Below are 24,735 nucleotides of genomic sequence, written 5' to 3' on the forward strand. Positions count from 1 at the left end.
TCATGGCTGGGGCGGAACTTCCCATCGAGCACTTCATGGATGCTGCGGCGTGGGAGCGCTGGCTGGAGCAGCATCCGGAATCCACGGGCGTGTGGCTGAAGATCGCCAAGAAGGGCTCGGGCGTCGCGTCGGTGAGCTACAGCGAGGCACTGGACGTGGCGCTGTGCCATGGCTGGATCGACGGACAGAAGAAGGGGTACGACGCGCAGTGCTTCCTGCAGCGCTTCACGCCCCGGCGTGCACGCAGCACATGGTCGAAGATCAACGTCGCCCGGATCGAAAGCCTGGTAGCGGCGGGTCGCATGCGGCCCGCAGGCCTGCGCGAAGTCGAGGCCGCCAGGGCCGATGGTCGCTGGGACGCGGCTTACGACGGTGCGAAGTCGATGGAGGTGCCGCTGGAACTCGCCAAGGCCCTGGCGAAGAACCGAAAGGCCAATGCTTTCTTCGACACGCTCGACAAGACCAACCGGTACGCGGTGTGCTGGCGCGTGCAGACAGCGGTTAAGCCGGAGACCCGGCAGGCACGCGTAGAAAAGCTGTTGGCCATGCTCGCGCGGGGCGAGAAGATCCACGGGGCCTGAAACGGAAGCGCCTCCCGAAGGAGGCGTCCTGGAACCTGGCGGGCGAGCGAAGGCGGGCGGGCGAGGTTGACGTGGCTGGCTGGCGAAGGCGGGCGGGCGACGTGGCGCGCAGTCTAGGCAATCCGCACGATGCGTGTAGAAACGCGAATCGCTCTCGAATAAATCTCAGCGGGCGGCGCGGCTGGATCGCACACTGAGCCACGCCCCGGCCAACAGCATCGCGATCGCGACGGCCTGGATCCCATGCGGCTCCGCGCGACCCGAAATGACCAACAGCAACGTCGACAGCAAGGGCGCGAGATAGGAGAGGCTGCCCAGCAGGGCAATGTCGCCGCGCTTGGTGCCGTGGTCCCAGAGCCAGAACGCGGCGCCTACGGGGCCGGCACCCATCACGGCGAGAACCAGCCATTGGGTGGCATCGGGCGCGACCGTGCGTTCGAACAGCAGATGGACCGCAGCGCCCAGGACCGAGACGCCCGCGCAGGCCACGGTGATGGCGGCGGTGGGGACCTCGGCGAAGCGGCGGTTGAACACGGAATACGCGGCCCAGATCACCGCCGCACCCAGTGCGGCGAGGTAGCCCGGCACGTGCGCACCGTCGACCTGCAGGCCATGCCCGCGGGTCACCAGCAGCGCCGCGGCCACCAAGCCGAGCAGCGTGCCTGCCCACTGCCCGGCACGCACCGTCACCCCGCCGACCAGGCCGGCGAAAACCACGATCAGCAGCGGCCACAGGTAATTGAGCAGGTTCGCCTCCACCGCCGGCGCGCGCTTGAGCGCGATGAAGTAGAGCGCGTGGTAGCCGAACAACGCCAGCGTGGACAGCGCCAGCGCCGCGCCGGGTTGGCGCAGCTCGCGCCAGCCCTCGGCGCCGCGCAGTGCCGCGCGCGCCAGCCCCAGCAGCGCCGCGATGCCGAAACTGACCGCAAGCACCTGGAACGGGGGCAGGTTGCCGGTCGCGGTCGTCAGTGCCGCCAGCGAAGCCCACAGCAGGATGGCGGCCAGCCCCGTCAGCGTAGCCGTGCGTTGCGACGCCATGGTTCGGATTCAGTCGGGCAGCGCGATGTCGGCGAACGACGCCACGCGCGCATGCCCGTGCGCGGCCTCGCCCTCGCGGGGCTGAGGGTAGTCGTCCAAGCGGTCGATCAGGCGCGTCTGCAGGCCGGCTTCGCGCGCGGCATCCAGTTCTTCCACCACATCGGACAGGAACAGGATGACATTGGCCGGCAAGCCGATGCGGCCGGCGATCACGCGGTAGCTGTCGGCTTCGCGCTTGCCGCCGACTTCGGTGTCGAACCAGTCGGAAAACAGCGGCGTCAGGTCGCCGGCGTCGCTATGGCCGAAGAACAACTTCTGCGCCGGCACCGAGCCGGACGAGTACACGTACAGCGGATAGCCGCGCGCGTGCCAGTCGCGCAGCGCGGGCGCCGCGTCGGGATAGATGTGGGCGGTGAAGTCGGCATCGCGGTAGCCCGCCTGCCAGATCATGCCCTGCAGCGCCTTCAGCGCCGTGTGCTTTCGGTCCTGGTCGATCCAGCCCTGCAGCGTCTCCACGATGACGTCGTCGCTGCAGATGCTGCCGTGCTCGGTGGCCACCACGTCCAGCCAGCGGCGGACGTCCGGGTCGTCGCGGTGGTCGCGCACGAAGCCGGGCAGGGCGCGCCGTGCGTACGGGAACAGCACGTCCTTCACGAACGAGATGCTGCTGGTGGTGCCTTCGATGTCGGTCAGGATGGCGGAAACGGGCATGGCGATGTTCACGGTCACGGTAGAGCGGAGCGCGCTCCGCTGCTCTTGTTCTGGATAGGGTCGTGCCGCCGGGCAGGCCCCGGGGCGGCAGGATCGATCAATGCCCGTCGGTCAGACCGTCGTAGCGCGGGAACTGCTGGGCGATGGTGGTGCCGGTGAAGTGGCCCACCCAGCCATCCGGCTCGGTGAAGAAGCGGATGGCGACGAAGCGGGGCTCCGGGCCCATGTCGAACCAGTGCAGCGCGCCGTCCGGCACGGCGATCAGGTCGTCCTGCACGCACTCGATCTCGTAGACCCTGCCATCCACGTGTAGCGTGAACAGGCCCGACCCCGCCACGAAGAAGCGCACCTCGTCTTCCTTGTGGTAGTGCTCATCGAGGAACTTGGCGCGCATCGCCTCGCGCTGCGGGTTGTCCGGCGCGATGCTGACCACGTCGACGGTCTTGAAGCCGCGCTCGGCCACCAAGCGGTCGATGTCGGCGCGATAGGCGTCCATCACTTCTTCCGGCGAGGCGCCGGGCTCGATCGGCTTGTTCGCCTTCCAGCGTTCGAAGGTCACGCCGATCTTCTTCAGCTCGGTGGCGATGAAATCGGGGTCGTAGCTGGAGAACTCCGGAGTGGCCGGGTCGGATTCCTTGAAGATGCGCAGGCGGCTCATGGCAATGGCGTGAGGCGGCGGGGGGAACGTTAGGGTAGCAAACCCGGCCCGGACGCCCTGTGGCGGAAAGGTAACGCGGGGATAACCGGCGGTTATCAGCCGCGGCAGCCGAGCTTGCGCAGCTCCAGTTCGGCCGCGAACAGGAATTCGAAGGCTTCCAGGTGCCGGCGCGCCTCGGCCATGGTGCGGCCCCATGCGTACAGACCGTGGCCGTCGATCAGGTAGCCCCACAACGGCTGCCGGTCGAGCAGGGCGTCGACCTGCGCTGCCAGGGTCGGCATGTCCTGGGTGTTGGCGAACACCGGCACATCGATGGCCATCTCGTGGGTGTGGTTGCCGTGGAAGGCCTTCAGCAGTTCGAAGCCCTCCAGCCGGACATGGCCGGCGCCGGCGAACAGGCGCGAGGCCACCGTCTGCACCAGCGAGTGCGTGTGCAGCACGCAGCCGATCTCGGGGTAACGCCGATAGAGCTGGGTGTGCAGCAGGGTTTCCGCCGAGGGGCGATGGTCGCTGCCGACGGCCTTGCCCTCGAAGTCCACCACCATGATGTCCGACTCCACCAGCCGCCCCTTGTCGCGGCCGGAGACGGTGATGGCCGCATGCCGTTCGTCCAGCCGCTGCGAGAAGTTGCTGCTGGTGGCCGGGGTCCAGCCCAGCTGCGACAGTTCGCGCACGTTGGAGATGATGGACTGCGCGCGGTCGCGCAGCTGGTCGGCGTCGTAGGGCAGGGCGTTCATGCCGCGCATTCTAACGGAACCCGTCCGGCGGCCCGACTGATTGATCCTGCTCAATGCGGTCGGCGGGCCGGAAGCGCGACACTGCAGCCTCCTTCCCGCAGGTGCCCAGCCAGATGAGCCACGATGCCTCCCGCCGCCGTTTCCTGACCACCACCCTGACCGCCGCCGCCGTGGCCCCGCTGGCCTGGCACGCGGTGCGTGCCGAGGCTGCCGCGCCTGCCGCCCTCCCCAAGCTGGACGCCAACAACCCCACCGCCAAGGCGCTGGCCTACAGCGAGAACGCCGCCACCGTGAAGCACCCCAAGCACAAGGCGGGCGATCACTGCGCCAACTGCAACTTCTTCAAGGCGCCGGCGGGCCAGGCCTATGGCCCGTGCACGCTGTTCCCGAAGAACTCGGTCGCCGCGAAGGGCTGGTGCAGCGCCTGGGCCAAGAAGCCCTGATACATCCGGTTCACGGAAAGCGAAAAGGCGCGGTCACCCGCGCCTTTTCCATGTCCGGTCCCCGGAACCGGCTCAGCGCGGCGTGCGCAACCGGCTGTGGCGGTAGCCGTACAGGAAATAGATCAGGAAGCCGACCGCCGTCCAGACGCCCATCAGCATCCAGTTGTGCGCCGTCATCGCCGACAGCAGCGCCATGCAGCTCAGCACGCCCAGCGAGCAGACCAGCCAGGCCGCGGGGATGCGGAACGGACGCGGCAGGTCCGGCTGCGTGCGGCGCAGCACCAGCACGCCCACGCAGACCGAGGCGAACGCGATCAGGGTGCCCATCGAGGTCAGTTCGCCCAGGATGTCGAGCGGGAACAGTGCCGCCAGCAGGGCGATGCCCACGCCGGTGATGACCGTGTTGATGTGCGGCGTGCGGTATTCGGGATGGATCTTGGTGAACACCGGCGGCAGCAGGCCGTCGCGCCCCATGATCATGAAGATGCGCGGCTGGCCGATGATCATCACCAGCACCACCGACGACAGGCCGATCAGCGCACCGATCTCCACCGTCACCCGCAGCCAGCCCAGTTCCGGATGGGCGGCCACCGCGGTGACCACCGGCTCGGCGGTGCCCAGCGCGGTATAGGGCACCAGGCCGGTCATCACCGCGGCCATGGCGATGTAGAGGATGGTGCAGATGGCCAGCGAGGCCAGCATGCCGACGGGCAGGTCCTTCTGCGGGCGATGCGATTCCTGGGCCGCCACCGACACCGCCTCGAACCCGATGTAGGCGAAGAACACCATCGCCGCGCCCCGCAGCACGCCGTCCCAGCCGAACTTGCCCGGGCCTTCATTGGCCGGAATGAAGGGCTGCCAGTTGCCCGGGTCGACGTACTGCCAGCCGGCGATGATGACCAAGATGATCAGGCCGGTCTTCAGCACCACCATCGCCATGTTCATGGCCGACGACTTGCGGATGCCGACGTAGCACAGCCAGGTCAGCAGCAACACCAGAAGGGCAGCCGGCACGTTGGCGATCGCGCCGGTGGGGCGCAATTGCGCGTCCAGCGGCGCGCTGACGAAGGCTTCGGGCAGATAGATATTCGCGTGTTCGAGCAAACTCAGCAGATAGCCGGTCCAGCTGACCGCGACCGCGGACGCCGATACGCCGTATTCGAGGACCAGCATCCAGCCGATGAACCAGGCGGTCAGTTCGCCCAGCGTCGCGTAGGTGTAGGTATAGGCGCTGCCGGACACCGGCACCATCGCCGCGAATTCGGCATAGGCCAGCGCGCAGAACGTGCAGCAGATGGCGGCCAGCACGAACGACAGCATGATGGCGGGGCCGGCGTGGTTGGCCGCGGCCTGGCCGGTGATCACGAAGATGCCGCCGCCGATCACCGCGCCGATGCCGAGCGCGGTCAGGCCCCACGGGCCGAGCGTGCGGCGCAGGCTGAGCCCTTCGGCTTCGGTATGGGCGGCGTGGGGGTGCTTGGTGGCCAGGAGCTGTCGGAGCATCGTGCGTGGTCTCGGGACGTTATCGAGGAGTACAACCAAAAAGGCCGGCGGTGTGCCCGCCGGCCTTGAAGACGATCAGGCGCGCTGCCTGAGTTTGCTGTTCCGGAAGCCGTAGGCGAAGTAGATCACCTGCCCCAGTACCGTCCAGCCCACGAAGATCTGCCAGTGTTCCATGAACGACTGCATGAACAGGAACAGGCAGGCCAGCACGCCCAGCGGGCAGATCAGCCAGAACATGGGCACGCGGAACGGACGGGCGAGGTCGGGGCGGGTGAAGCGCAGCACCAGTACGCCGAGACAGACGGTGGCGAAGGCCAGCAAGGTACCCATCGAGACCAGTTCGCCCAGCACGCTGAGCGGCATGAAACCGGCCAGCAGGCAGGCCAGCACGCCGACGATGATCGTGCCGACGTAGGGCGTATGGAACTTCGGGTGCACCTTGCCGAACAGGCGCGGCAGCAGTCCGTCGCGGGACATCGAATAGAAGATGCGCGGCTGTGCCATCAGCATCACCAGGATCACCGACGACAGGCCGGCGATGGCGCCGATCTCCACCGCTGTCTTCAGCCAGCCGACGCTGGCGCCCGGATCGGCCTTCAGGACCTCTTCCAGCGCGGTGGCCACCGGCTTGGCGGTGCCGAGCAGGCTGTAGTGGGTCATGCCGGTCAGCACCGCGCAGACGGCGATGTAGATGACGGTGCAGATGGCCAGCGAACCCAGGATGCCCTTGGGCATGTCGCGCTGCGGATTCTTCGCTTCGCCGGCCGCGGTGGAGACCGCGTCGAAGCCGATGTAGGCGAAGAACACGATGGTCGCCGCGCGGAACACGCCGTCCATACCGAACTGTCCGGGACCGGTGTTCTCCGGGATGAAGGGCGTCCAGTTGGCCGGGTCCACGTACTGCACGCCGAAGCCCAGGAACGCCGCGATGACGAGCACCTTGATCGCCACGATGATCGCGTTGACGAAGGCCGACTGGGTGATGCCGACATAGCACAAGCCGCTGACCGCCGCGACGATCAGCACCGCGGGCAGGTTGATGATGCCATTGGTGGCGACGAACCCGCCGTCGGCCCAGGTGATGGGCGCGGTGGCCAGCTGTTCGGGGAAGGGTACGCCCAGCGTGGAAGTCAGGAAGCTCACCAGGTAGCCCGACCAGCCCACCGCGACGGTGGACGAGGCGAACAGGTATTCCAGTACCAGGCACCAGCCGATGAACCACGCCACGGCTTCGCCCAGGGTCGCGTAGGAATAGGAGTACGCGCTGCCGGACACCGGCATCATCGAAGCGAATTCGGCGTAGCACAGGCCCGCCATGGCGCAGGCGAAGCCGGCCAGCACGAAGCTCAGCATGATCGCGGGGCCGGCATGGTTGGCGGCGGCCTGGCCGGTCAGCACGAAGATGCCCGCGCCGATCACCGCACCCACGCCCAGCATGACCAGGTGCTTGGCCGTCAGCGTCCGTTTCAGGGTGGCTTCGCCGTCCAGGCTGCCTTCGAAGGGTTCACCGGCATCGACGTGGCCTGCCGGCGCGACCGGCTTGACCCTGAACAGAGCTTTGAGCATTCGCAGCGTCCCCTGAGATGACTGAGTGCCGATGGACAGGCCCACCGGGCGGTGACAACGGTCATGGGGACGGTCCCCACGGAAGGCCGTACCTTGCCAAAGCGGGCGGGGGATCACAAGCGCAGGTGCAGCATGGCCGGCGATAATCGGCGCCGTCTTCGCCATCGCGGAAAGGAAAAGCACGTCGTGTCAGCCGCTTATGCTTCGCTACGAGAACACCTGGCCGACTACGGCCGCCGCTGGCCCGACGAAGAAGCGGTCATCGCCCAGTTCCTGGCCCTGCTGGACGAGCCGGCCAACCCGTTCGTCCGCGAGCGGCTGGAAGGCCATCTGACCGGCGGCGCGTGGCTGGTCAGCGGTGATGGCCGGCGCATCCTCATGACCCATCACCGCAAGCTGGACCGCTGGCTGCAACTGGGCGGGCACGCCGATGGCGACACCGACATGGCCCGTGTCGCACTGAAGGAAGCCGAGGAGGAGTCGGGCCTGTCCGACCTGGCGGTGGAGGGCGGCATCTTCGATCTGGACCGCCACTGGATCCCCGAGCGCAAGGGCGTTCCCGGGCACTGGCACTACGACGTGCGCTACGTGGTGCGCGCAGGCGGCAGCGAGGCCTACGTGGTCAGCGAGGAGTCGCTGGACCTGGCCTGGCGCGAGATCGCCCCGCTCGCGGGCGATGCCGACGTGTCGATCAGCCGCATGGCCCGCAAGTGGCTGGCGATGCAGGCCCTCGCGGGCGAGGATGCCGCTCTGTAGGAGCGCCCCATGGGCGCGATGCTGCTGTCGGCGGATGTGGAAAAGCATCGCGGGCATGGCCCGCTCCTACAGTCGCCTGCGCGACGAAACTCAGGAGCGCCAGCCTTGCCACGCCAATGCTTGCTGCTCAGTACAGCACGCGTACCCGCAGCGTACCGTCGATGGCCGCCATCGCCTCGCGCAGGCTGGTGGTCTGTTCCTCGTCGGCGGTGACGTCGATGACCACGTAGCCGACCTTGGGATCGGTACGCAGGAACTGCCCGTCGATGTTGATGCCGCGGTCGCGGAAGATGTCGTTGATCTGCGACAGCACGCCCGGCACGTTGCGGTGGATGTGCAGGATGCGGCGGCTGCCGTCATGGCCGGGCAGGGTGACCTCGGGGAAGTTCACCGCCGACAGCGTGCTGCCGTTGTCGCTGTAGCGCACCAGCTTGGCCGCCACCTCGATGCCGATGTTGTCCTGCGCTTCCAGGGTGGAACCGCCGACGTGGGGCGTGAGGATGACGTTGTCCAGCCCGCGCAGCGGCGACTCGAACGATTCGGCATTGCCCTTGGGCTCGACCGGGAACACGTCCACCGCCGCGCCGCCCACCTGGCCCGACTTCAGCGCATCGGCCAGCGCGTCGATGTCGACCACCGTGCCGCGCGAGGCGTTGATCAGGTGCGCGCCGCGCTTCATGCCGGCGATCTGCGCCGCACCGAACATGCCCTGGGTGGCCGGCGTTTCCGGCACGTGCAGGGTCACCACGTCGCTTTGCGCCAGCAAGTCGTCCAGGCCGATGGCCGGGCGCGCGTTGCCCAGCGAGAGCTTGGTCTCGATGTCGTGGAACAGCACGTGCATGCCCAGCGCCTCGGCCAGCACGCCGACCTGCGTGCCGATATGGCCGTAGCCGATGATGCCCAGCGTCTTGCCGCGCACCTCGTGGCTGCCCGCGGCCGACTTGCTCCAGCCGCCGCGGTGGCATTCGGCGTTCTTCTGCGGAATGCCGCGCATCAGCAGGATGGCCTGGGCGATCACCAGCTCGGCCACGCTGCGGGTGTTGGAGTAGGGTGCGTTGAAGACCGGAATGCCGGCCAGCTCCGCGGCGTCCAGGTCCACCTGGTTGGTGCCGATGCAGAAGCAGCCCACTGCGATCAGCCGGCGCGCCTGCGCCAGCACATCGTCGGTCAGATGCGTGCGCGAACGGATGCCGACGATGTGCGCCTCGGCGATGCGGCGCTTCAGTTCGTCTTCCGGCAGGGACTTTTCGTGGAACTCGATCTGCGTGTAGCCCGCCGCCCGGAAGGTCTCCACCGCCGTCCGGCTGACCCCCTCCAGCAACAGTACGCGGATGTCCTGCTTCGGGTACGAGGTCTTCTTGTTCGACATTGCCGGAAGGTCGTGCGGGGAATGGAAAGGGGTCGTCACTATGCCAGATGCGCGCCGTCGATGCTGCGGCGCGGAATGGAATGCTCGGTTGCCGATTTCCCGGCTTGGTTGCCTCTGAAACGACCTCGCCATCGGCTGGACGCCGCACGGCATCGCTGGCACCCTGAGCGCCCCCGAAAACCCACCCGTGCAATGAGCGATCCGCGCCTGCAAACCCTGCTCGACGCCGCCCCCGGGCTGCGCCTGAAGACCGATCCCGCCGACCTCGAACACTACGGCCGCGACTGGACCCGGCGCTGGACGCCCGCGCCGCTGGCGATCGCGTTGCCGGCCACCGTCGAGGACGTTCAGGCCGTCGTGCAGTGGGCCAACGCGCATCGCGTCGCGCTCGTGCCGTCGGGCGGCCGCACCGGCCTGTCCGGCGGCGCCGTGGCGGCCAACGGCGAACTGGTGCTCAGCCTGGAACGCATGAACCAGGCGATCGATTTCAATGCGGTCGACCGCACGTTGACGGTGCAGGCCGGCATGCCGCTGGAGGCCGTGCACAATGCGGCGCGCGAGCAGGGCCTGGTCTATCCGGTGGATTTCGCCTCGCGGGGCTCGTGCGCCATCGGCGGCACCATCGCGACCAACGCGGGCGGCATCCGCGTGATCCGCTACGGCAACACGCGCGAATGGATCGCCGGCCTGAAGGTGGTCACCGGCGCGGGCGACGTGCTGGAGCTCAACAAGGCACTGATTAAGAACTCCAGCGGCTACGATCTGCGCCATCTGTTCATCGGGTCCGAGGGCACGCTGGGCGTGGTGGTGGAAGCCACCGTGCGGCTGACCGATCCGCCGCCGCCGACCAACGTCATGCTGCTGGCGCTGCCGTCGTTCGAGGTGCTGATGCAGGTCTTCGCCGCATTCCGCGAGCGCCTGCAGCTGGAGGCGTTCGAGTTCTTCACCGACCGCGCGCTGCAACATGTGCTCGCGCACGGTGCGCAGAAGCCGTTCGACGAGGTGCACCCGTACTACGTGGTCACCGAGTTCGCCATCGGCGACGAGGCGAAGGAAGCCGCCGCGATGGCCGCCTTCGAGGCCTGCCTGGAGCAGGGCTGGGTCAGCGACGGCGTGATCAGCCAGTCCGACGCGCAGGCCGCGCAGCTGTGGCGCCTGCGCGAGGGCATCACCGAAGCCCTGGCCCGCTACGTGCCGTACAAGAACGACGTGTCGGTGCGAATCTCGGCCATGCCGGCTTTCCTGGCCGAGACCCAGGCCTTGCTGGGCGAGGCGTATCCGCAGTTCGAGGTGGTGTGGTTCGGCCATATCGGCGACGGCAATCTGCACATCAACGTGCTGAAGCCCGATGACATGGAGAACGCGGACTTCGTCACCCAGTGCGAGCAGGTCACCAAGCTGCTGGCGGCCTCGCTGAAGCGCCACGAGGGCAGCATTTCGGCCGAGCACGGCATCGGCCTGGTGAAGAAGGGCTATCTGGAGAGCACGCGCAGCGCCGAAGAGATCGCGGTGATGCGGGGCATCAAGCGGGTGCTGGATCCCCATGGCCTGATGAATCCGGGCAAGCTGTTCGACACCTGACCCGCGTTCGGCACCCGCAACCCTGCAGGAGCGACGATACGGGCGATGCTCTTGCGAGCGACCGGATTCAGGTGCTCGCCGGGCATTTGCGGGTACTCTTTGCGCTCCGCGCCGGTCACGGCGTTCCCCCGTGTGGAAATTTCCATGTCCCGATTGATCCTGGCCGGCGTGCTGCTGGCGTTCTCCGTGCCGGTACTCGCCGGCAGCTTCGCCGGTTCGTCGGCAGGCGCTTCCTCGGCCGGTTCGTCGGCCTCGTCCGACAGCTCCTCCGGCGACGACAAGATCGTCGTCCAGGCTCGCGAGGATGCCGCCAGTTTCGTGGCCAGCAATGGCCGCATCCGTGGGGCCCAGTTGGAAGCCGCGCTGCGCCACCTGCGCGAGACGGACGAAGCCGCGCGTCGCGCCAGCGATATGCAGCTGGCGCAGGCCATCCTGGCGCGTTGATGCACCCGCGTCGGCCCCGGGGCCGGCGCATCGCCGCGCTCCTGCTGTGGGCGTGGCTGGGACCGGTGGCGACAGCATCCGCACTCGTCATCGATCCCACACATCTCGCCACGGACGATGTCGTCGCGACGCAGGCACTGGTCGACGAAGTTCTGTCGCGTCTGCCGCAGGCATGGCGCGACGGCTTGCCAGCGGGGCTCGTCCTGGAATGGCGTGAAGGCCTGCCCGCGTACGTCGCCGGCCGACGGGTCGGCCATCGCATCCTGCTGCCGCGCCGGCTGCTGCAGGCATGGCGGTCGCGCGACGGCGTGTCGCCGGACGATGCCGGGTTGAGTGTGGTCCGTCATGCGCTGGTGCACGAACTGGCCCACGCCTACGACCGTGCGCAGCGCAATGTCCTGTCCGGCGATCCGCGCCTGCGCGATCTGGCGGGCTGGCAGCGCAGCGTGTTTGCCGTCGCGGGGCGTCGTTCCCGCAACGATTTCGTCGCGCGTACGCCCGATCCTTATGAGCTGGAACGCCCTTCCGAATTCGTAGCGGTGAATCTCGAGCATTTCGTGCTCGACCCTTCCTACGCTTGTCGGCGTCCGGCGCTGCATCGCCACTTCGCGGCCCACTTCAGGGTGCCGGCGACGGCGCATGCCTGCGCACCCGGGTTGCCGTTCCTGGACGTGAATGCCGAGGCGGGCGAGGCCTCGTTGCTGGCGCTGGATCCCGCCCGCGTCTACGAGGTGGACTACCTGCTGGCCGAAGGCAACACGCAGGCGATGAGCCGCTGGGGACACAGCATGCTGAGGCTGGTCGTGTGCGCGCCGGGACGCATGCCGGGGCCCGACTGCAGGCTGGACCTGGCCCATCATCGCGTGCTGTCGTTCCGCGCCTTCGTGGGCGACGTGCAGATCTCCGGCTGGCGCGGATTGACCGGCTCGTATCCGTCGCGCCTGTTCCTGCTGCCGCTGGACCAGGTGATCGAGGAGTACACCCGGGTCGAGCTGCGTGGCCTGCAGTCCATCCCGCTGCGCTTGCAGGAGGACGAAATTGCATCGCTGCTGGAGCGGGCCGCGCAACTGCACTGGAGCTACGACGGGCGCTACTACTTCATCGGCAACAACTGCGCGGTGGAAACATGGAAGCTGCTTCACGACGGCGTGCCGCGGCTGGCCGACACGCCATTGGCCAGCATCACGCCCACCGGTCTTCTGAAGAAGCTGGAACGGCAGGGCGTGGCCGATGCCGCCGTGCTGGAAGACGCCGGTGAAGCGCGGCGGCTCGGCTACTACTTCGAACCGATGAGCGCGCGCTACGACGCCCTGTATGCCGTCGCACGGGACGCGCTGGCGCTGCCGCACCCGGATGCGCAGGCCTGGCTGGTCCTGCCACCCGCCGGACGCGCCCCCTGGCTGCCGCAGGCGGACCTGCGTACCAGCGCGGCCCTGCTAGTGCTGGAGCACGCCGCACAGCGTCGCCAGCAGCTGTTGCTGCGCGATGCGCTGAAGCGACGCTACCTCGGTCGCGACGCACCGGACGACATCGCGCCCGCACTGCAGGCCCTGCGTACGTGGCTGGGGGATACCGGGTTCGTCAGCAGGCCGTCGGAGCTTCTGCCGGACGGCTATGGACTCCCGCAGTCCGAGGAACGCGTGCGCGTGGCGAAGGAAGCGCAACTGCGCGTAGCCCGACTGCGAGAGCAGGACGGGGCGCTGCGGGAAGACCTGGAGCGCTGGCTACCGGCGGACCAGCGCAACGTGCTGCGCGGCATCGAGGCGAATCTCGAGACGATTGGTGCGCGCCTGCGCCACCCGTAGCGTGCGCCATGCGCACGACCACGGAGCGCTTCATGGCGCAGCGGGAGTCGGCGGATCCTGCGCGCAGCGCACGCTACTCAGTCCGCGCGGCCGCCGAATTCGCCCGTGGTCGTGTTGACCAGGATGCGCTCGCCGGTGGTGATGTACTCAGGCACCATGATTTCGATGCCGGTGCTGAGCCTGGCCGGCTTCGGGCGCTTGGTGGCGGTGCCGCCCTTCAGTTCCGGCGGCGTTTCCACCACTTCCAGCGTGACGTGCTGCGGCAGCTGCAGCGCGACCGGCAGTTCGTCGATCACCTGCACGTAGCAGCCGCTCAGTCCGTCGGTGATGTAACCGGCGTCGTCGCCGATGACGTTGGCGTCCAGCGTGTACGGCGTGTAGTCCTCGTCGTCGAGGAACACGAACGCATCGCCGTCCTTGTAGGAATACGTCGCCTGGCGGCGCAGCAGTTCCACTTCGGACAGGTTGTCATCGGCGTCGAAGCTGGCGTCCAGCTTGTTGCCACCCGGCACGCTGTACATGATGAAACGGAAGCGCACGTTGCCGCCGCGGCCCTGCGGCGAGCTGCGCTCGATGTCGCGGATCTGGTACACGCCGCCGTTGTGTTCGACGACGTTGCCTTTCTTGATGTCGAAAGCCTTCATGGGATGTCCGTTATGTAAAGCGGGAATGGGGAACAGGGAATGGGGAACGAGGGTGCGCTGCGGGTCGGTAGGCGGCGGTGAACTGTCATTCCCTGTTCCCCGTTCCCGCTGTCCATTCCCGCTTCCGCCTCACTTCGGTGCCAGACGCACGGCGCCGTCCAGGCGGATCGTCTCGCCGTTGAGGTACGTATTGCCCAGGATGTAGGCGACGAGGTCGGCGAATTCTTCCGGTTTGCCCAGGCGGGACGGGAAGGGGATCGACGCGCTGAGCGACTGCTGCACCGCTTCCGGCATGCCATCGACCATCGGGGTCCAGAAGATGCCCGGGGCCACCGTCATCACGCGGATGCCGAAGCGCGACAGCTCGCGCGCCATCGGCAGGGTCATGCCGACCACGCCGCCCTTCGATGCCGAGTACGCCGCCTGGCCGATCTGGCCTTCGTATGCCGCCACGCTCGCCGTGTTGACGATCACGCCACGCTCGCCGTCCGCGTTCGGCGCGTTGTGCTGCATGAGGTCCGCGGCGGCCTTGGCCACGTTGAAGCTGCCCACCAGGTTGACCATCACCGTGGTCTGGAAGGTGGAGAGCGGCATCGGCGCCTCCTTGCCCAGTACCCGGCCGGCGCCGAGGATGCCGGCGCAGTTGATCGCGGCATTCAGCCCGCCCAGGGCGTCCTTCGCCGCGGCGATGTTGGCGGCCACGCCGGCCTCATCGGTCACGTCGGTGCGGAAGTAGCGGACGTTGGCCTCGCCCAGCTCGGTGACCGCCGCAGCACCCTTGTCGTCGTTGACGTCGAACAGCGCGGCTTTGCCGCCATGGGCGACGAGATGGCGGGCGACGGCCAGCCCCAGGCCGGAGACGCCGCCGGTGATGACGGCACGGGTATCGGAAAGCTGCATGCGGCGGACCTGCTGCGGAAAAGCCGGCATTTTACGCGATGGCGGGTGGCGAGGGCGCCATGGACCCACTGTAGGAGCGACGTCAGTCGCGACCGCGAACCATGACCGGCAGTGCCCCTTGTCGGGCCCGTAAGCAAGGCGCGCCGGGGTTCGTTGCCTGCGAATGAGGACGTGGGAGCGGAAGGTCTCCGGTCGCGACTCACGTCGCTCCTACAGGGATCATCACGCTCAGGCGTGCAGCGCCCGCTCCAGCGGGCTGTCGGCCAGCCGCCGCGCGAATTCGTCCGGCGACAGGCCGGGCGCGAACAGGAAGCCCTGGCCGACGGGGACGCCGAGATTCAGCAGGAACTGCCGCTGGGCCTCCGACTCGACGCCTTCGGCCACCAGGCCCAGGCCCAGGCTGCGGGCGATGGCCGAGACGGCCTGGCAGACGGCCACGTCCGAGCGGTTGTTGGGCACGCCCTCGGTGAACAGCGGGCTGAGCTTCAGGCCATGGATGGGCAGGCGGCGCAGGTAGTTCAGTGCGCTGTAGCCTTCGCCGAAGTCGTCGATGGTCAGCATCACCCCCAACTGGCGCAGGTCGGCGAAGGTGCGCAGCGTGGCGGGGGCGTCCTCGATCAGAACGCGCTCGGTGAATTCCAGTTCCAGCGCCGCGCCGGGCAGGTCGAACTCGGTCAGGATCGCGCGCACGCGGTCGGCGAGGTCGTCGCCGGCGAACTGGCGGTACGACACGTTCACCGCCACCCGCACGATGCCTAGCCCCTGGTCGCGCCACGCGGCCACTTGCCGGCACGCCTCGCGCAGTACCCAGCTGCCTATCCGGACGATGTCGCCCGTCGTCTCCGCATGGCTGATGAACACGTCCGGCCGCAGTTCCCCCAGCTGGTGGTTCTGCCAGCGGATCAGCGCTTCGCCGGCGATGATGCGGCCGTTGCGCAGGTCCACCTGGGGCTGGTAGACCAAGCGGAATTCCTCGTTGTCCACCGCCCGCCGCAGCTGCGTCTCGATCTGCAGGCGGTCCTGCTGGCGCTGCGCCAGCTCCTGGGTGAAGCTCTGCCAGCCATTGCGCGCGCGATGCTTGCTGTCGTACATCGCGATGTCGGCGTTCTGGATCAGCTGCTGCGGGCGCAGGCCGTCGCTGGGGGAAACGGCCAGGCCGATGCTGGCGGTGATGGCGAACTCGTCCTTGCCGAAGCGGAAGGCGTCGGCGAACGCCCCCAGCACCGCATGCGCCAGCTTTTCCGGCAGATGCGGATCCACGCCCGCATCGCAGATCACCAGGAACTCGTCGCCGCCGAAGCGCGCGATCATGCCGTCGGTGCCCACCGCGCCGCGGATGCGGTCCGAGGCCTGCACCAGCAGTTCATCGCCGGCGTTGTGCCCCAGCACGTCGTTGACCATCTTGAAGCGGTCCAGGTCGATGTAGAGCACCGCTACCTGCGCGCGCTCCGGATCGGCCAGGCGCGCGCCCAGTTCGGTCAGCACGGCGTCGCGGTTCATCAGGCCGGTCAGCGGGTCGGTGCGCGCCTGGATGCGCAGCGTCTCCTCGGCCTGCTTGTCCTGCGAGATGTCCTGCATGGTGCCGGTGATGCGCGAGGCCCCCGGATCGCCGGGTTCGGCGTCGCCGATCACGCGGATCCAGAACGGGTGTCCGTCGGCCTGCGTGCCCTGCAGCTCCAGGTCGAAGCCCTGGCCACCGGCGGTGATCAGGTCCAGCGCACCACGCAGGCGGCGGCGGTCGGATTCGCGCAGGCAGGACAGCACGTCGTCCAGCGTCACCAGCGGGCGCGCGGCACCGAGAATGCGCTGGGCCTCGTCGGTCAGGTAGACACGGTCGCGGCCGATGTCCCATTCCCAGCCGCCGATGTGGGCCAGCGACTGCGCGCGGTCGAACAGCGCACTGTCGCGCTTGAGTTCGGTGACGTCGCTGAACAGCGTGGTCACCTGCGACGGCTGGCTTTCGCCGGGGGCGAACTGCGGCACCGAGGTGGCGGTCAGCCAGATCAGGTGCTTGCGCTCCCGGTGGTACATGCCCAACAGCACGCTTTCCACCATCTGCCCGGCGTCCAGCGCACGCTGCGCAGGCAGTTCGTGACGCTGCATCTCGCGCCCGTGCTCGTCGACGATGTGCCAGCGGTCCAGCGCCAGTTCCTGGCCTACGCGCTGGTCCTCGCGGATCCCGAAGATGCGCATGGCCGCGCCATTGCAGTACTGCACCACCAACTCGCGGTTGTTGACCACGATTCCCTTGTCGATGGTCTCCATCAGCTCGCGGTAGCGGAGTTCCGCGAGCCGCCGGCTGCTGATGTCGCGCGCGACGGCGACGATGCTCTTGCGTCCGTCGAAGTTGATATTGGCCGAATGCACTTCCACCGGGAACCGCGTGCCGTCGCCCCGCATGTTGGTGACTTCGATGACGTAGGTCTCACCGCGGTTCAGCGTTTCCCAGACCGGCACCAGGTGGTCGCGCGGCAGGTCCGGATTGAGCACGTTGATGTTGCGCCCGACGATCTCCTCGCGTGGCCGCTTGTAGGCCTGCATGCCTGCCTTGTTGAGGTCCAGCACGGTGCCGTCCTCGGCGATGATGCTGACCGGGTCGGGTACGGCGTCGAACAGGTTGCGATAGCGCGAACGTTCGGTGTCGGCCTCCTGCTGCTTGGCGAGCAGGGCGTCGCGTGCCTGCCGCAGGAGCAGGGCAGTGGCGTCATCCGGGGCGCGTTCGGCAGCGGCGCGCTCCAGCGCGGCGACGAGCGCCGGCAGGTCGAGACCTTCGCTGGCTGCGTCATGGCTCATGTGGCGGCCGCCAGTGCCTTGCCGACACGGCTGCCGGTCTCGCGGCCCAGCCGCGTCGCCAGCCAGCGCCCGGTTTCGGCCAGCAGGTCCAGGTCCACGCCGGTGCGCAGGCCCTGGCCGTGCAGCAGGTAGACCACGTCCTCCGTGGCGACGTTGCCGCTGGCACCCTTCGCATAGGGGCATCCGCCGGCGCCGGAGACCGCGGCATCGACCACGCGCACGCCCGCGTCCAGGCAGGCCAGCAGGTTCGCCAACGCCTGGCCGTAGGTATCGTGGAAATGCACGGCCAGCGCAGGCAGGGGCACTTCGGCGGCGACCGCCTTCAGCATGTCGGCCGCCTTGCGCGGCGTCCCCACGCCGATGGTGTCGCCCAGCGAGATTTCATAGCAGCCCAGCGCATGCAGCCGTTTCGCCACGCGCACCACGTCCGCCAGCGGCACCTCGCCCTGGTAGGGACAGCCGAGCACGGTGGAGACGTAACCACGGACTTTCACGCCATCGGCGGCGGCGCGTGCCAGCACGGGGCGGAAACGTTCGATGGAGGCATCGATGGACGCATTGATGTTCTTCTGGTTGAACGCTTCGGACGCGGCGGTGAACACCGCTACTTCCTCCACGCCCACGGCGCGCGCACGGTCGTAGCCTGTTTCGTTCGGCACCAGCACCGGATACGCCGTGCCCGGTCGCCGCTGGATGGCCGAAAACACCTCGGCCGCATCAGCCAGCTGAGGCACCCATTTCGGACTGACGAAACTGGTGGCTTCGATGGTCAGCAGGCCGGTGCGCGACAGGCGGTCGATCAGCGCCACCTTGTCGGCGGTCGCGACCTGCGTCTTCTCGTTCTGCAGGCCGTCGCGCGGCCCCACTTCGACGATGCGGACGAAGTCGGCGTCGGGAGGAGGCGAGGGCAGCGTCATTTGCCCGCCTTCGCGCGACGCATGCGCAGGGTCTTGGCCTTGCCGTCGAATGCGTCGAAGAGTTCCGGATGCCTGCGCAGCAGGTCGCGCAGCTGGGCAGGACTGCCTTCGAACAGGTAAGTGCTGGCGTCAGTCTCGCGCGCCTTGAGGCCGCCCTGTCGGACCCGCTGCATAATGGCCACCGTGTCGAGCATCGCGATCTGCAGCGTATCGTCATGGATGCGGTATTTCAGCAACGTGACGGCACCCGCGGGCATGCCTTTGGGTATCGGCGGCGCGGCCTCCTTGCCGGTACCGAACAGACCTTCCAGTTCCTTGAACCCGAGGGCGAGGTAGCGGTCGCCGTCCACTTCGAAGCCCAGCGCATCGAAGCCGGGTTCGTCCTGGCGATTGTTGTCGCGCAGGCGGACATGGCAGGTCGCGTCGACGTCGGCATAGTCGTCCTTGCCCAGGGGCACGCGATCCTGCGGGCTGTCGGGCAGCGGAATCCAGTGTCCGACCAGGGCCGGGTCGCAGGTGAGCGGGGCAGGGGCTTGTTCGAACATGACGCATCCGGCCAGCAGACTGGCCGCCAGCAGCACGACGGCCCACGGACGCAGCGGCGCCACGGCGGCCCTCATTCCAGCGCCACGAGGACGGTATCGGCCTCGACGAAATCGCCGGCCGCCGCGCGCACGTCGGCAACGACGCCGTCGCGCGACGCCTTGACGGCCAGTTCCATTTTCATCGCTTCCATCACCAGCAGCTCCTGTCCGGCCACCACTTCATCGCCGGGCCGCGCCTTCACCAGCACGACGCGTCCCGGCATCGGTGCGACGATCTTTCCGCTCCCCGACGCCTCGGCCATATCCGTGCGCCGGTAGGCCGGCACCGTCTCCACCGCCGTCCGTTGTTCCCCATCGTGCAGCGTCAGGCGGTTGCCATGCCGCAGGATGCGGAATCGTCGCGCCTGTCCATGAATACGCAAACCGAGCAGGTCGCCGGTCAGGCGGGCGTCCTCGACTTCGTGCACCTTATCGGCCAGCTCGATGCGATAGCGTCCGCCATGGCCGTGCGCCAGCGCCGTCCAGGTCTGCCCCAGGTGGGCGAAGGCGAGGGGGCGCGCGCCGGCATGGCCCAGCCGCCAGCCGTCGGCGATGGCCCAGGGCGAATCGGGTTCGTCGCCATCCCCGGCCTGAGCGCGGGCGCGGGCTTCCTGCCAGAGCAGTTCCGCGGCCACGAGGGCCACCTGCTGCGTGGATGCCAGCGACGGGGCGGGCATGAACTCGTCCAGGTGGCGGTCGAGGTAGCCGGTGTCGATCCAGCCCCCGGTCACGGCCGGATGCCGGACCAGCCTCTCCAGGAACGCGATGTTGGACTTGGGGCCGGCGATGTCGCAGCGCGCCAGGGCGTCGCGCAGGCGGGCGAGCGCCTCCATCCGGTCGGCACCATGAACGATCAGCTTGGCGATCATCGGATCGTAGAAGATTGTGACCGTGTCGCCTTCCACCACGCCGGCGTCGATCCGCACGCCCGGGGACGCCTCGGGTAGCGCAAGCCGTTCCAGGCGACCGGAACCGGGCAGGAAGCCCGCCTCCGGGTCCTCGGCGTACAGGCGCGCCTCAATCGCGTGGCCCTGCTGGCGGACGTCGTCCTGGGCCAGCGGCAGCGCTTCGCTCGCGGCCACGCGCAGCTGCCATTCCACCAGGTCCAGCCCGGTGACCAGCTCGGTGACCGGGTGCTCCACCTGCAGGCGGGTGTTGATCTCCATGAAATAGAACTGCCCGTCGGGATCGACGATGAACTCCACGGTGCCGGCGTTGACGTAATCGATGGCCTGCGCGGCCTTCACCGCCGCATCGCCCATCGCCGCGCGCAGCGCGGGCGTCAGGAACGGCGAGGGGGATTCCTCCAGCACCTTCTGGTAGCGGCGCTGGGCCGAGCATTCGCGCTCGTTGAGGTGCAGCGTGTGGCCGTGCGCATCGGCGAACACCTGAATCTCGATGTGGCGCGGCGACGCCACGTAGCGTTCCAGCAGCACGCGGTCGCGGCCGAAGGCGTTGGCGGCCTCGCGCTGGCAGCTTTCCAGCTGGGCGATGAAGTCCTCCAGCCGGTGCACCACGCGCATGCCCTTGCCACCGCCACCGTGGGCGGCCTTGATCATCAGCGGGAAGCCGATGCGCGCGGCTTCGCGGGCCAGCGTGTTCGGCGACTGGTCCTCGCCGGTATAGCCGGGGACGACGGGCACGCCTGCGGCCGCCATCAGTTCCTTCGCACCGGCCTTGCTGCCCATCTTGCGCATCGACGCGCCCGAGGGCCCGATGAACACCAGGCCGGCCGCCGCGACGGCATCGGCGAAGTCGGCGTTCTCCGACAGGAAGCCGTAGCCGGGATGGATGGCCTCAGCGCCGGCTTCCCGGGCCGCCGCGATCACGGCGTCGCCGCGCAGGTAGCTGTCCGCCGGACGCGGCCCGCCGATCAGGTAGGCCTCGTCGGCCTGGCGTACGTGCTGGGCATCGGCGTCCGCCTCGGAATACACCGCGACGGTGCGGATGCCGAGCCGACGGCAGGTACGGATGACACGGCAGGCGATCTCGCCGCGGTTGGCGATCAGGATTTTCGAGAACATCAGGCGTCGGTATCCGCGAGCAGGTGGCAGACGGCTTCGATGTTGTGGCCGTCCGGATCGATGGCGAAGGCGCCGTAGTAGTGGGGGTGGTAATGCGGGCGCAGCCCGGGCGCGCCGTTGTCGCGCGCACCCGCGGCCAGCGCCGCGGCATGGAACGCGTCGACCTGCGCGCGGCTGCCAGCCGTGAAAGCGATGTGCGCACCGTGACCGGGCTCGCCGTCGCCCTTGCCGACCCAGAAGTGCGGGCGACCGGGCGGGCCGAACCCGCAGCCCTCGTAGCCGCCGGTCATGTCGCGCGTGACCTCCATGACCACGCCATACCCCAAGGTCGCCAGCACGCGCTCGTAGAACGCACGGCTGCGCGCGTAGTCGGCAACTTCGATGCCCAGATGGTCGATCATCGGTTCAGTCCTCCACCCAGCGGGGCGCGCGCTTGTCGAGAAAGGCGGACAGGCCTTCCTGTCCTTCCGGCGACACGCGAAGGCGTGCGATGAGGTCGGCGTTGTCGCGGTCGGCACGATCGCGGTCGGCCGTGGCGGCCACGCGTGCGACCAGCTGCTTCGCGTGCGCTGCGGCCACCGGTCCGGCCTTCAGCAGCAGCGCGATCTGGCGCTCGATGGTGGTGTCGAGCGCATCCGCTTCGACCACCGTGTGCAGCAGGCCGATCCGCAGTGCCGTGGCGGCATCGAAGATCTCGCCGGTGGCGAACCAGCGCCGTGCCTCGCGCGCGCCGATCGCCGCGATGACGTAGGGCGAGATCACCGCCGGCAGCAGGCCCAGCTTGCTTTCGGTCAGACCGAACTTCGCCTCGGGCACGCCGATGGCGATGTCGCAACAGGCCACCAGGCCCACGCCACCGCCGAAGGCCGCGCCCTGCACGCGGGCGATCGTGGGCTTGGGCAGTTCGTCCAGGGTGCGCATCAGGCGGGCGAGGGCGAGGGCATCGTCGCGGTTCTCCGCCTCGCTGGCCGACGCCATGCCGCGCATCCAGTTCAAATCTGCACCTGCCGAGAACGACGCCCCGCTGCCTTCCAGCACCACCACGCGCACCTCGGGATCGTCGGCGAGTCGGTCCAGGGCGTCGGTCAGGGCCGAGATCAGGCCGGCGTCGAACGCATTGTGAAGGGCGGGGCGGTCCAGGCGCAGGCGGGCCACGGCGCCGACGCGTTCCAGTGCGAGGGGATGTTCCTGCGGGGCTTCCGCCATTGCGGCCGTTCCTTGCGAAGTCGCCGAATGATACCGGCACGCTGCGTTGCCGCCTTCCTGCACTGCGGCGATGCTACAATGAGAATAGTTCGCATTTGAGAGCCTGGCGTGATCCTCACAGAGCTACCCTCGCGTATCCCCGCCATCGTCGAGTCCGTGGAAGAGCACGGTCCGCAGGACGCCATCGCCCGGCGCCTGCGTGAACTGGGCTTCGTCAATGGCGAGGAAGTGCAAGTGGTGGCGAAAGGCCCGCTGGGTGCCGAACCGCTGCTGGTGCAGGTGGGCTTCACCCGCTTCGCACTGCGCCGTTCCGAAGCCGCGCGCATCCGCCTGCGCAACGGAGCCTCCGCATGAGCACCGCGGACGCCTCGACGTTGCGGCTGGCGCTGGTCGGCAATCCGAACTGCGGCAAGACCGCGCTGTTCAACCAGCTGACCGGCAGCCGCCAGAAAGTGGCCAACTACGCCGGCGTTACCGTCGAGCGCAAGGAAGGGCGGCTGCACTCGGCCGCATCCGGCCGCCACTACGCGGTGCTCGATCTGCCAGGCGCCTACAGCCTGCACGCGGCCAGCCTGGACGAGGCGGTCACCCGCGACGTCTGCCGCGGTTTCTATCCGGGCGAGCCCGCGCCCGACGTGCTGGTCTGCGTGGTGGACGCCACCAACTTGCGCCTGCACCTGCGCTTCGCGCTGGAGGTGCGCGAACTCGGCAAGCCGATGATCCTGGCGGTCAACATGATGGATGCCGCGCAGCGCCGCGGCATCGCCATCGACCTGGCTGCACTGGAGCGCGAACTGGGCGTGCCGGTCGTCGAGACCGTGGCGGTGAAGCACAACGGCGCGCGTGCGCTGGTCGAACAGATCGATCGCACGGCAGCGCACCCGCACGAACCCAGCGCGCGCCTCGCCGAGGGCGCGGACCTGCACGCCGAAACGCGCCGGCTGTTGTCGCTGGCCGTGACCATGCCCACGCGCACGGCGAAGATCGATGACGCACTGGACCGCTGGCTGCTGCATCCCGTGTTCGGCCTGCTGGCGCTGGCCGTGGTGATGTTCCTGATATTCCAGGCGGTCTATGCCTGGGCGACGCCGCTCATGGACCTGATCGAAGCGGGTACGGGCGCGCTCGGTGGCTGGGCCGGCGGCTTGTTGCCTGAAGGGCCGCTCAGCAGCCTGCTGGTGGACGGCATCATCGCCGGCCTGGGCGGCGTGATCGTGTTCCTGCCGCAGATCCTGATCCTGTTCGCCTTCATCCTGGCGCTGGAGGAAAGCGGCTACCTGCCGCGCGCGGCGTTCCTGCTCGACCGCGTGATGGCCTCGGCCGGTCTGTCCGGCCGCTCGTTCATCCCGCTGCTGTCGAGTTTCGCGTGTGCGATCCCCGGCATCATGGCCACGCGCAGCATCCAGGACCCGCGCGATCGCCTGGCGACGATCCTGGTGGCGCCGCTGATGACCTGCTCGGCACGGCTGCCGGTCTACGCGCTGCTGATCGGCGCGTTCATTCCGCAGAAGACCGTGTGGGGCATCTTCAACCAGCAGGGCCTGGTGCTGTTCGGCCTGTATGCCGCCGGCATCCTCAGTGCGCTGGTCGTGTCGTGGGTGATGAAGAAGTGGCGTCGCGACAAGAGCGAGCATGCGCTGCTGCTGGAACTGCCTTCCTACCGCATTCCGCACCCGCGCGACCTGCTGATCGGCCTGTGGGAGCGTGCGATGATCTTCCTCAAGCGCGTCGGCGGCATCATCCTGGCGCTGACCATCCTGCTGTGGTTCCTGTTGAATTTCCCGGCGCCGCCCGAGGGCGCGATCGGTCCGGCGATCGACTACAGCTTCGCTGGGCGCATCGGCCACGCGATGGCGGCATTCTTCGCGCCGCTGGGGTTCAACTGGCAGATCTGCATCGCGCTGATTCCCGGCCTGGCGGCGCGCGAGGTCGCGGTGTCGTCGCTGGCGACCATCTACGCGTTGTCGGCCGCCGACGACGACGCGGCGATCCAGGCGCTGACCCCGGTGATCAGCGATGGCTGGTCGCTCGCCACCGCGCTGTCGCTGCTGGTGTGGTTCATCTACGCCCCGATGTGCATCTCCACGCTGGCCACGATCAAGCGCGAGACCAACTCGTGGAAGCAGATGGGCTTCGCCGCGTTCTACCTGTTCGCGCTGGCCTACCTCGCTTCGCTGGTGACCTACCAAGTCGCCAGCGCATTGGGCGCCGGTTGAACCATGGACGCTTCGCTCGCCCTGCAGTACGCCATCATCGCCATCGCCGTGGTGGTCAGCGCGTGGGTGGTGCTGAAGAAGCAGTTTCCCGGCCCGGTGCGCAAGGCGCGGATCGCGCTGGCGCTGCCGCTGCTGCGCGAGGGCAGGGCGGCGTGGCAGCAGAGGCTGGGGCGCTGGATCGCCCCGGCGGGGGGCTCCTCGGCCAACGATGCCGCCTGTGGCGGCTGCAACGGGTGCGGACCCGACAAGAAGGGCTGAC

At 68.4% G+C, this 24,735-nt stretch carries 24 protein-coding genes; 9 read left to right on the forward strand and 15 right to left on the reverse strand.

The features are described 5' to 3' along the window. Positions 1 to 2: 2 nt before the first annotated feature. On the forward strand, positions 3 to 581 hold the full coding sequence (locus tag IAE60_RS11270) for a YdeI/OmpD-associated family protein (RefSeq protein WP_187572313.1): 579 nt from the start codon (positions 3 to 5) through the stop codon (positions 579 to 581). A 165-nt stretch (positions 582 to 746) separates the two neighbouring features. Here IAE60_RS11270 and yddG read toward each other — a convergent pair whose 3' ends face one another. From yddG to IAE60_RS11290, 4 genes are all read right to left on the reverse strand, one after another. Continuing rightward, on the reverse strand, positions 747 to 1,619 hold the full coding sequence (gene yddG, locus IAE60_RS11275) for an aromatic amino acid exporter YddG (RefSeq protein ID WP_187572314.1): 873 nt from the start codon (positions 1,617 to 1,619) through the stop codon (positions 747 to 749). Positions 1,620 to 1,628: 9 nt separating this feature from the next. Next, positions 1,629 to 2,330, reverse strand: a complete 702-nt coding sequence (gene mtnC, locus IAE60_RS11280; RefSeq protein WP_187572315.1) for an acireductone synthase — start codon at positions 2,328 to 2,330, stop codon at positions 1,629 to 1,631. Between the two features lie 97 nt (positions 2,331 to 2,427). Then, positions 2,428 to 2,988, reverse strand: coding sequence for a 1,2-dihydroxy-3-keto-5-methylthiopentene dioxygenase (locus IAE60_RS11285; RefSeq protein ID WP_187572316.1), 561 nt, complete (start codon positions 2,986 to 2,988; stop codon positions 2,428 to 2,430). A 95-nt stretch (positions 2,989 to 3,083) separates the two neighbouring features. Next, positions 3,084 to 3,725 (reverse strand): methylthioribulose 1-phosphate dehydratase, encoded by a 642-nt coding sequence (locus IAE60_RS11290; protein WP_187572317.1) that lies wholly within the window; start codon positions 3,723 to 3,725, stop codon positions 3,084 to 3,086. A gap of 113 nt (positions 3,726 to 3,838) precedes the next feature. Here IAE60_RS11290 and IAE60_RS11295 point away from each other — a divergent pair, with 113 nt between their 5' ends. Then, positions 3,839 to 4,168 carry a high-potential iron-sulfur protein gene (locus IAE60_RS11295; RefSeq protein WP_162109598.1) on the forward strand — a complete coding sequence of 110 codons (330 nt, stop codon included), beginning with the start codon at positions 3,839 to 3,841 and terminating at the stop codon, positions 4,166 to 4,168. A 72-nt stretch (positions 4,169 to 4,240) separates the two neighbouring features. Here the strand turns inward: IAE60_RS11295 and IAE60_RS11300 are convergent, their stop codons facing one another. Continuing rightward, a complete protein-coding gene (locus IAE60_RS11300; RefSeq protein ID WP_187572318.1) occupies positions 4,241 to 5,671 on the reverse strand; it encodes an amino acid permease in 1,431 nt (476 codons plus the stop codon). A 75-nt stretch (positions 5,672 to 5,746) separates the two neighbouring features. Then, positions 5,747 to 7,237, reverse strand: coding sequence for an amino acid permease (locus tag IAE60_RS11305; RefSeq protein ID WP_162109596.1), 1,491 nt, complete (start codon positions 7,235 to 7,237; stop codon positions 5,747 to 5,749). Between the two features lie 132 nt (positions 7,238 to 7,369). On the opposite strand from IAE60_RS11305, the gene IAE60_RS11310 reads away from it, so the two are divergent. Beyond that, positions 7,370 to 7,993: an NUDIX hydrolase gene (locus IAE60_RS11310; protein ID WP_425504422.1), complete on the forward strand. Its 624-nt coding sequence runs from the start codon at positions 7,370 to 7,372 to the stop codon at positions 7,991 to 7,993. Positions 7,994 to 8,120: 127 nt separating this feature from the next. Here the strand turns inward: IAE60_RS11310 and serA are convergent, their stop codons facing one another. After that, positions 8,121 to 9,362 (reverse strand): phosphoglycerate dehydrogenase, encoded by a 1,242-nt coding sequence (gene serA, locus IAE60_RS11315; RefSeq protein WP_187572320.1) that lies wholly within the window; start codon positions 9,360 to 9,362, stop codon positions 8,121 to 8,123. A 192-nt stretch (positions 9,363 to 9,554) separates the two neighbouring features. On the opposite strand from serA, the gene IAE60_RS11320 reads away from it, so the two are divergent. The 3 genes from IAE60_RS11320 to IAE60_RS11330 all read left to right on the forward strand — a co-directional run bounded on the left by IAE60_RS11320 (position 9,555) and on the right by IAE60_RS11330 (position 13,192). After that, positions 9,555 to 10,943 (forward strand): FAD-binding oxidoreductase, encoded by a 1,389-nt coding sequence (locus tag IAE60_RS11320; RefSeq protein WP_187572321.1) that lies wholly within the window; start codon positions 9,555 to 9,557, stop codon positions 10,941 to 10,943. 144 nt (positions 10,944 to 11,087) lie between these two features. Beyond that, complete coding sequence (locus tag IAE60_RS11325) at positions 11,088 to 11,387, forward strand: DUF2388 domain-containing protein (RefSeq protein WP_162109591.1); 300 nt, start codon at positions 11,088 to 11,090, stop codon at positions 11,385 to 11,387. Beyond that, positions 11,387 to 13,192, forward strand: a complete 1,806-nt coding sequence (locus tag IAE60_RS11330; RefSeq protein ID WP_187572322.1) for a DUF7844 domain-containing protein — start codon at positions 11,387 to 11,389, stop codon at positions 13,190 to 13,192. Before IAE60_RS11325 ends, IAE60_RS11330 begins: the two co-directional genes overlap by 1 nt. Before the next feature lie 77 nt (positions 13,193 to 13,269). Here IAE60_RS11330 and yeiP read toward each other — a convergent pair whose 3' ends face one another. The 8 genes from yeiP to IAE60_RS11370 all read right to left on the reverse strand — a co-directional run bounded on the left by yeiP (position 13,270) and on the right by IAE60_RS11370 (position 22,260). Continuing rightward, positions 13,270 to 13,836 carry an elongation factor P-like protein YeiP gene (yeiP, locus tag IAE60_RS11335; protein WP_162109589.1) on the reverse strand — a complete coding sequence of 189 codons (567 nt, stop codon included), beginning with the start codon at positions 13,834 to 13,836 and terminating at the stop codon, positions 13,270 to 13,272. 129 nt (positions 13,837 to 13,965) lie between these two features. Continuing rightward, positions 13,966 to 14,736 (reverse strand): SDR family NAD(P)-dependent oxidoreductase, encoded by a 771-nt coding sequence (locus tag IAE60_RS11340; RefSeq protein ID WP_187572323.1) that lies wholly within the window; start codon positions 14,734 to 14,736, stop codon positions 13,966 to 13,968. Between the two features lie 228 nt (positions 14,737 to 14,964). Next, entirely contained in the window at positions 14,965 to 17,529 is a 2,565-nt protein-coding gene (locus tag IAE60_RS11345; RefSeq protein WP_187572324.1) for a sensor domain-containing protein, read from the reverse strand. Next, a complete protein-coding gene (locus tag IAE60_RS11350; RefSeq protein ID WP_162109586.1) occupies positions 17,526 to 18,446 on the reverse strand; it encodes a hydroxymethylglutaryl-CoA lyase in 921 nt (306 codons plus the stop codon). The genes IAE60_RS11345 and IAE60_RS11350 overlap by 4 nt, the downstream gene beginning before the upstream one ends. Beyond that, on the reverse strand, positions 18,443 to 19,054 hold the full coding sequence (locus IAE60_RS11355) for a hypothetical protein (RefSeq protein WP_187572325.1): 612 nt from the start codon (positions 19,052 to 19,054) through the stop codon (positions 18,443 to 18,445). Before IAE60_RS11355 ends, IAE60_RS11350 begins: the two co-directional genes overlap by 4 nt. Before the next feature lie 8 nt (positions 19,055 to 19,062). After that, a complete protein-coding gene (locus IAE60_RS11360) occupies positions 19,063 to 21,054 on the reverse strand; it encodes an acetyl-CoA carboxylase biotin carboxylase subunit (RefSeq protein ID WP_187572326.1) in 1,992 nt (663 codons plus the stop codon). Continuing rightward, positions 21,054 to 21,455: a VOC family protein gene (locus IAE60_RS11365; protein WP_187572327.1), complete on the reverse strand. Its 402-nt coding sequence runs from the start codon at positions 21,453 to 21,455 to the stop codon at positions 21,054 to 21,056. Before IAE60_RS11365 ends, IAE60_RS11360 begins: the two co-directional genes overlap by 1 nt. Positions 21,456 to 21,459: 4 nt before the next feature. Further along, complete coding sequence (locus IAE60_RS11370) at positions 21,460 to 22,260, reverse strand: enoyl-CoA hydratase-related protein (protein WP_187572328.1); 801 nt, start codon at positions 22,258 to 22,260, stop codon at positions 21,460 to 21,462. Positions 22,261 to 22,368: 108 nt separating this feature from the next. Between IAE60_RS11370 and IAE60_RS11375 the strand changes: the two genes are divergently transcribed. Genes IAE60_RS11375 through IAE60_RS11385 form a run of 3 tightly spaced genes read left to right on the forward strand, consistent with a single transcriptional unit; the run spans position 22,369 to position 24,734 of the window. After that, positions 22,369 to 22,614: a FeoA family protein gene (locus IAE60_RS11375; protein ID WP_187572329.1), complete on the forward strand. Its 246-nt coding sequence runs from the start codon at positions 22,369 to 22,371 to the stop codon at positions 22,612 to 22,614. Continuing rightward, on the forward strand, positions 22,611 to 24,476 hold the full coding sequence (feoB, locus tag IAE60_RS11380) for a ferrous iron transport protein B (RefSeq protein WP_187572330.1): 1,866 nt from the start codon (positions 22,611 to 22,613) through the stop codon (positions 24,474 to 24,476). Before IAE60_RS11375 ends, feoB begins: the two co-directional genes overlap by 4 nt. 3 nt (positions 24,477 to 24,479) lie before the next feature. Then, positions 24,480 to 24,734 carry a DUF6587 family protein gene (locus tag IAE60_RS11385; RefSeq protein ID WP_187572331.1) on the forward strand — a complete coding sequence of 85 codons (255 nt, stop codon included), beginning with the start codon at positions 24,480 to 24,482 and terminating at the stop codon, positions 24,732 to 24,734. Position 24,735 lies beyond the last annotated feature (1 nt).

The sequence above is a fragment of the Pseudoxanthomonas mexicana genome (assembly GCF_014397415.1).
GTDB lineage: Bacteria > Pseudomonadota > Gammaproteobacteria > Xanthomonadales > Xanthomonadaceae > Pseudoxanthomonas_A > Pseudoxanthomonas_A mexicana.

Coding starts and splice junctions, on each gene's coding strand:
- yeiP (WP_162109589.1), bottom strand. CDS start 13,836: ATGAAGGCTTTCGACATCAAGAAAGGCAACGTCGTCGAACACAACGGC.
- IAE60_RS11350 (WP_162109586.1), bottom strand. CDS start 18,446: ATGACGCTGCCCTCGCCTCCTCCCGACGCCGACTTCGTCCGCATCGTC.
- IAE60_RS11290 (WP_187572317.1), bottom strand. CDS start 3,725: ATGAACGCCCTGCCCTACGACGCCGACCAGCTGCGCGACCGCGCGCAG.
- IAE60_RS11300 (WP_187572318.1), bottom strand. CDS start 5,671: ATGCTCCGACAGCTCCTGGCCACCAAGCACCCCCACGCCGCCCATACC.
- IAE60_RS11345 (WP_187572324.1), bottom strand. CDS start 17,529: ATGAGCCATGACGCAGCCAGCGAAGGTCTCGACCTGCCGGCGCTCGTC.
- IAE60_RS11385 (WP_187572331.1), top strand. CDS start 24,480: ATGGACGCTTCGCTCGCCCTGCAGTACGCCATCATCGCCATCGCCGTG.
- IAE60_RS11320 (WP_187572321.1), top strand. CDS start 9,555: ATGAGCGATCCGCGCCTGCAAACCCTGCTCGACGCCGCCCCCGGGCTG.
- IAE60_RS11305 (WP_162109596.1), bottom strand. CDS start 7,237: ATGCTCAAAGCTCTGTTCAGGGTCAAGCCGGTCGCGCCGGCAGGCCAC.
- IAE60_RS11270 (WP_187572313.1), top strand. CDS start 3: ATGGCTGGGGCGGAACTTCCCATCGAGCACTTCATGGATGCTGCGGCG.
- IAE60_RS11310 (WP_425504422.1), top strand. CDS start 7,370: ATGGCCGGCGATAATCGGCGCCGTCTTCGCCATCGCGGAAAGGAAAAG.
- serA (WP_187572320.1), bottom strand. CDS start 9,362: ATGTCGAACAAGAAGACCTCGTACCCGAAGCAGGACATCCGCGTACTG.
- mtnC (WP_187572315.1), bottom strand. CDS start 2,330: ATGCCCGTTTCCGCCATCCTGACCGACATCGAAGGCACCACCAGCAGC.
- IAE60_RS11285 (WP_187572316.1), bottom strand. CDS start 2,988: ATGAGCCGCCTGCGCATCTTCAAGGAATCCGACCCGGCCACTCCGGAG.
- IAE60_RS11325 (WP_162109591.1), top strand. CDS start 11,088: ATGTCCCGATTGATCCTGGCCGGCGTGCTGCTGGCGTTCTCCGTGCCG.
- yddG (WP_187572314.1), bottom strand. CDS start 1,619: ATGGCGTCGCAACGCACGGCTACGCTGACGGGGCTGGCCGCCATCCTG.
- IAE60_RS11365 (WP_187572327.1), bottom strand. CDS start 21,455: ATGATCGACCATCTGGGCATCGAAGTTGCCGACTACGCGCGCAGCCGT.
- feoB (WP_187572330.1), top strand. CDS start 22,611: ATGAGCACCGCGGACGCCTCGACGTTGCGGCTGGCGCTGGTCGGCAAT.
- IAE60_RS11330 (WP_187572322.1), top strand. CDS start 11,387: ATGCACCCGCGTCGGCCCCGGGGCCGGCGCATCGCCGCGCTCCTGCTG.
- IAE60_RS11295 (WP_162109598.1), top strand. CDS start 3,839: ATGAGCCACGATGCCTCCCGCCGCCGTTTCCTGACCACCACCCTGACC.
- IAE60_RS11370 (WP_187572328.1), bottom strand. CDS start 22,260: ATGGCGGAAGCCCCGCAGGAACATCCCCTCGCACTGGAACGCGTCGGC.
- IAE60_RS11340 (WP_187572323.1), bottom strand. CDS start 14,736: ATGCAGCTTTCCGATACCCGTGCCGTCATCACCGGCGGCGTCTCCGGC.
- IAE60_RS11360 (WP_187572326.1), bottom strand. CDS start 21,054: ATGTTCTCGAAAATCCTGATCGCCAACCGCGGCGAGATCGCCTGCCGT.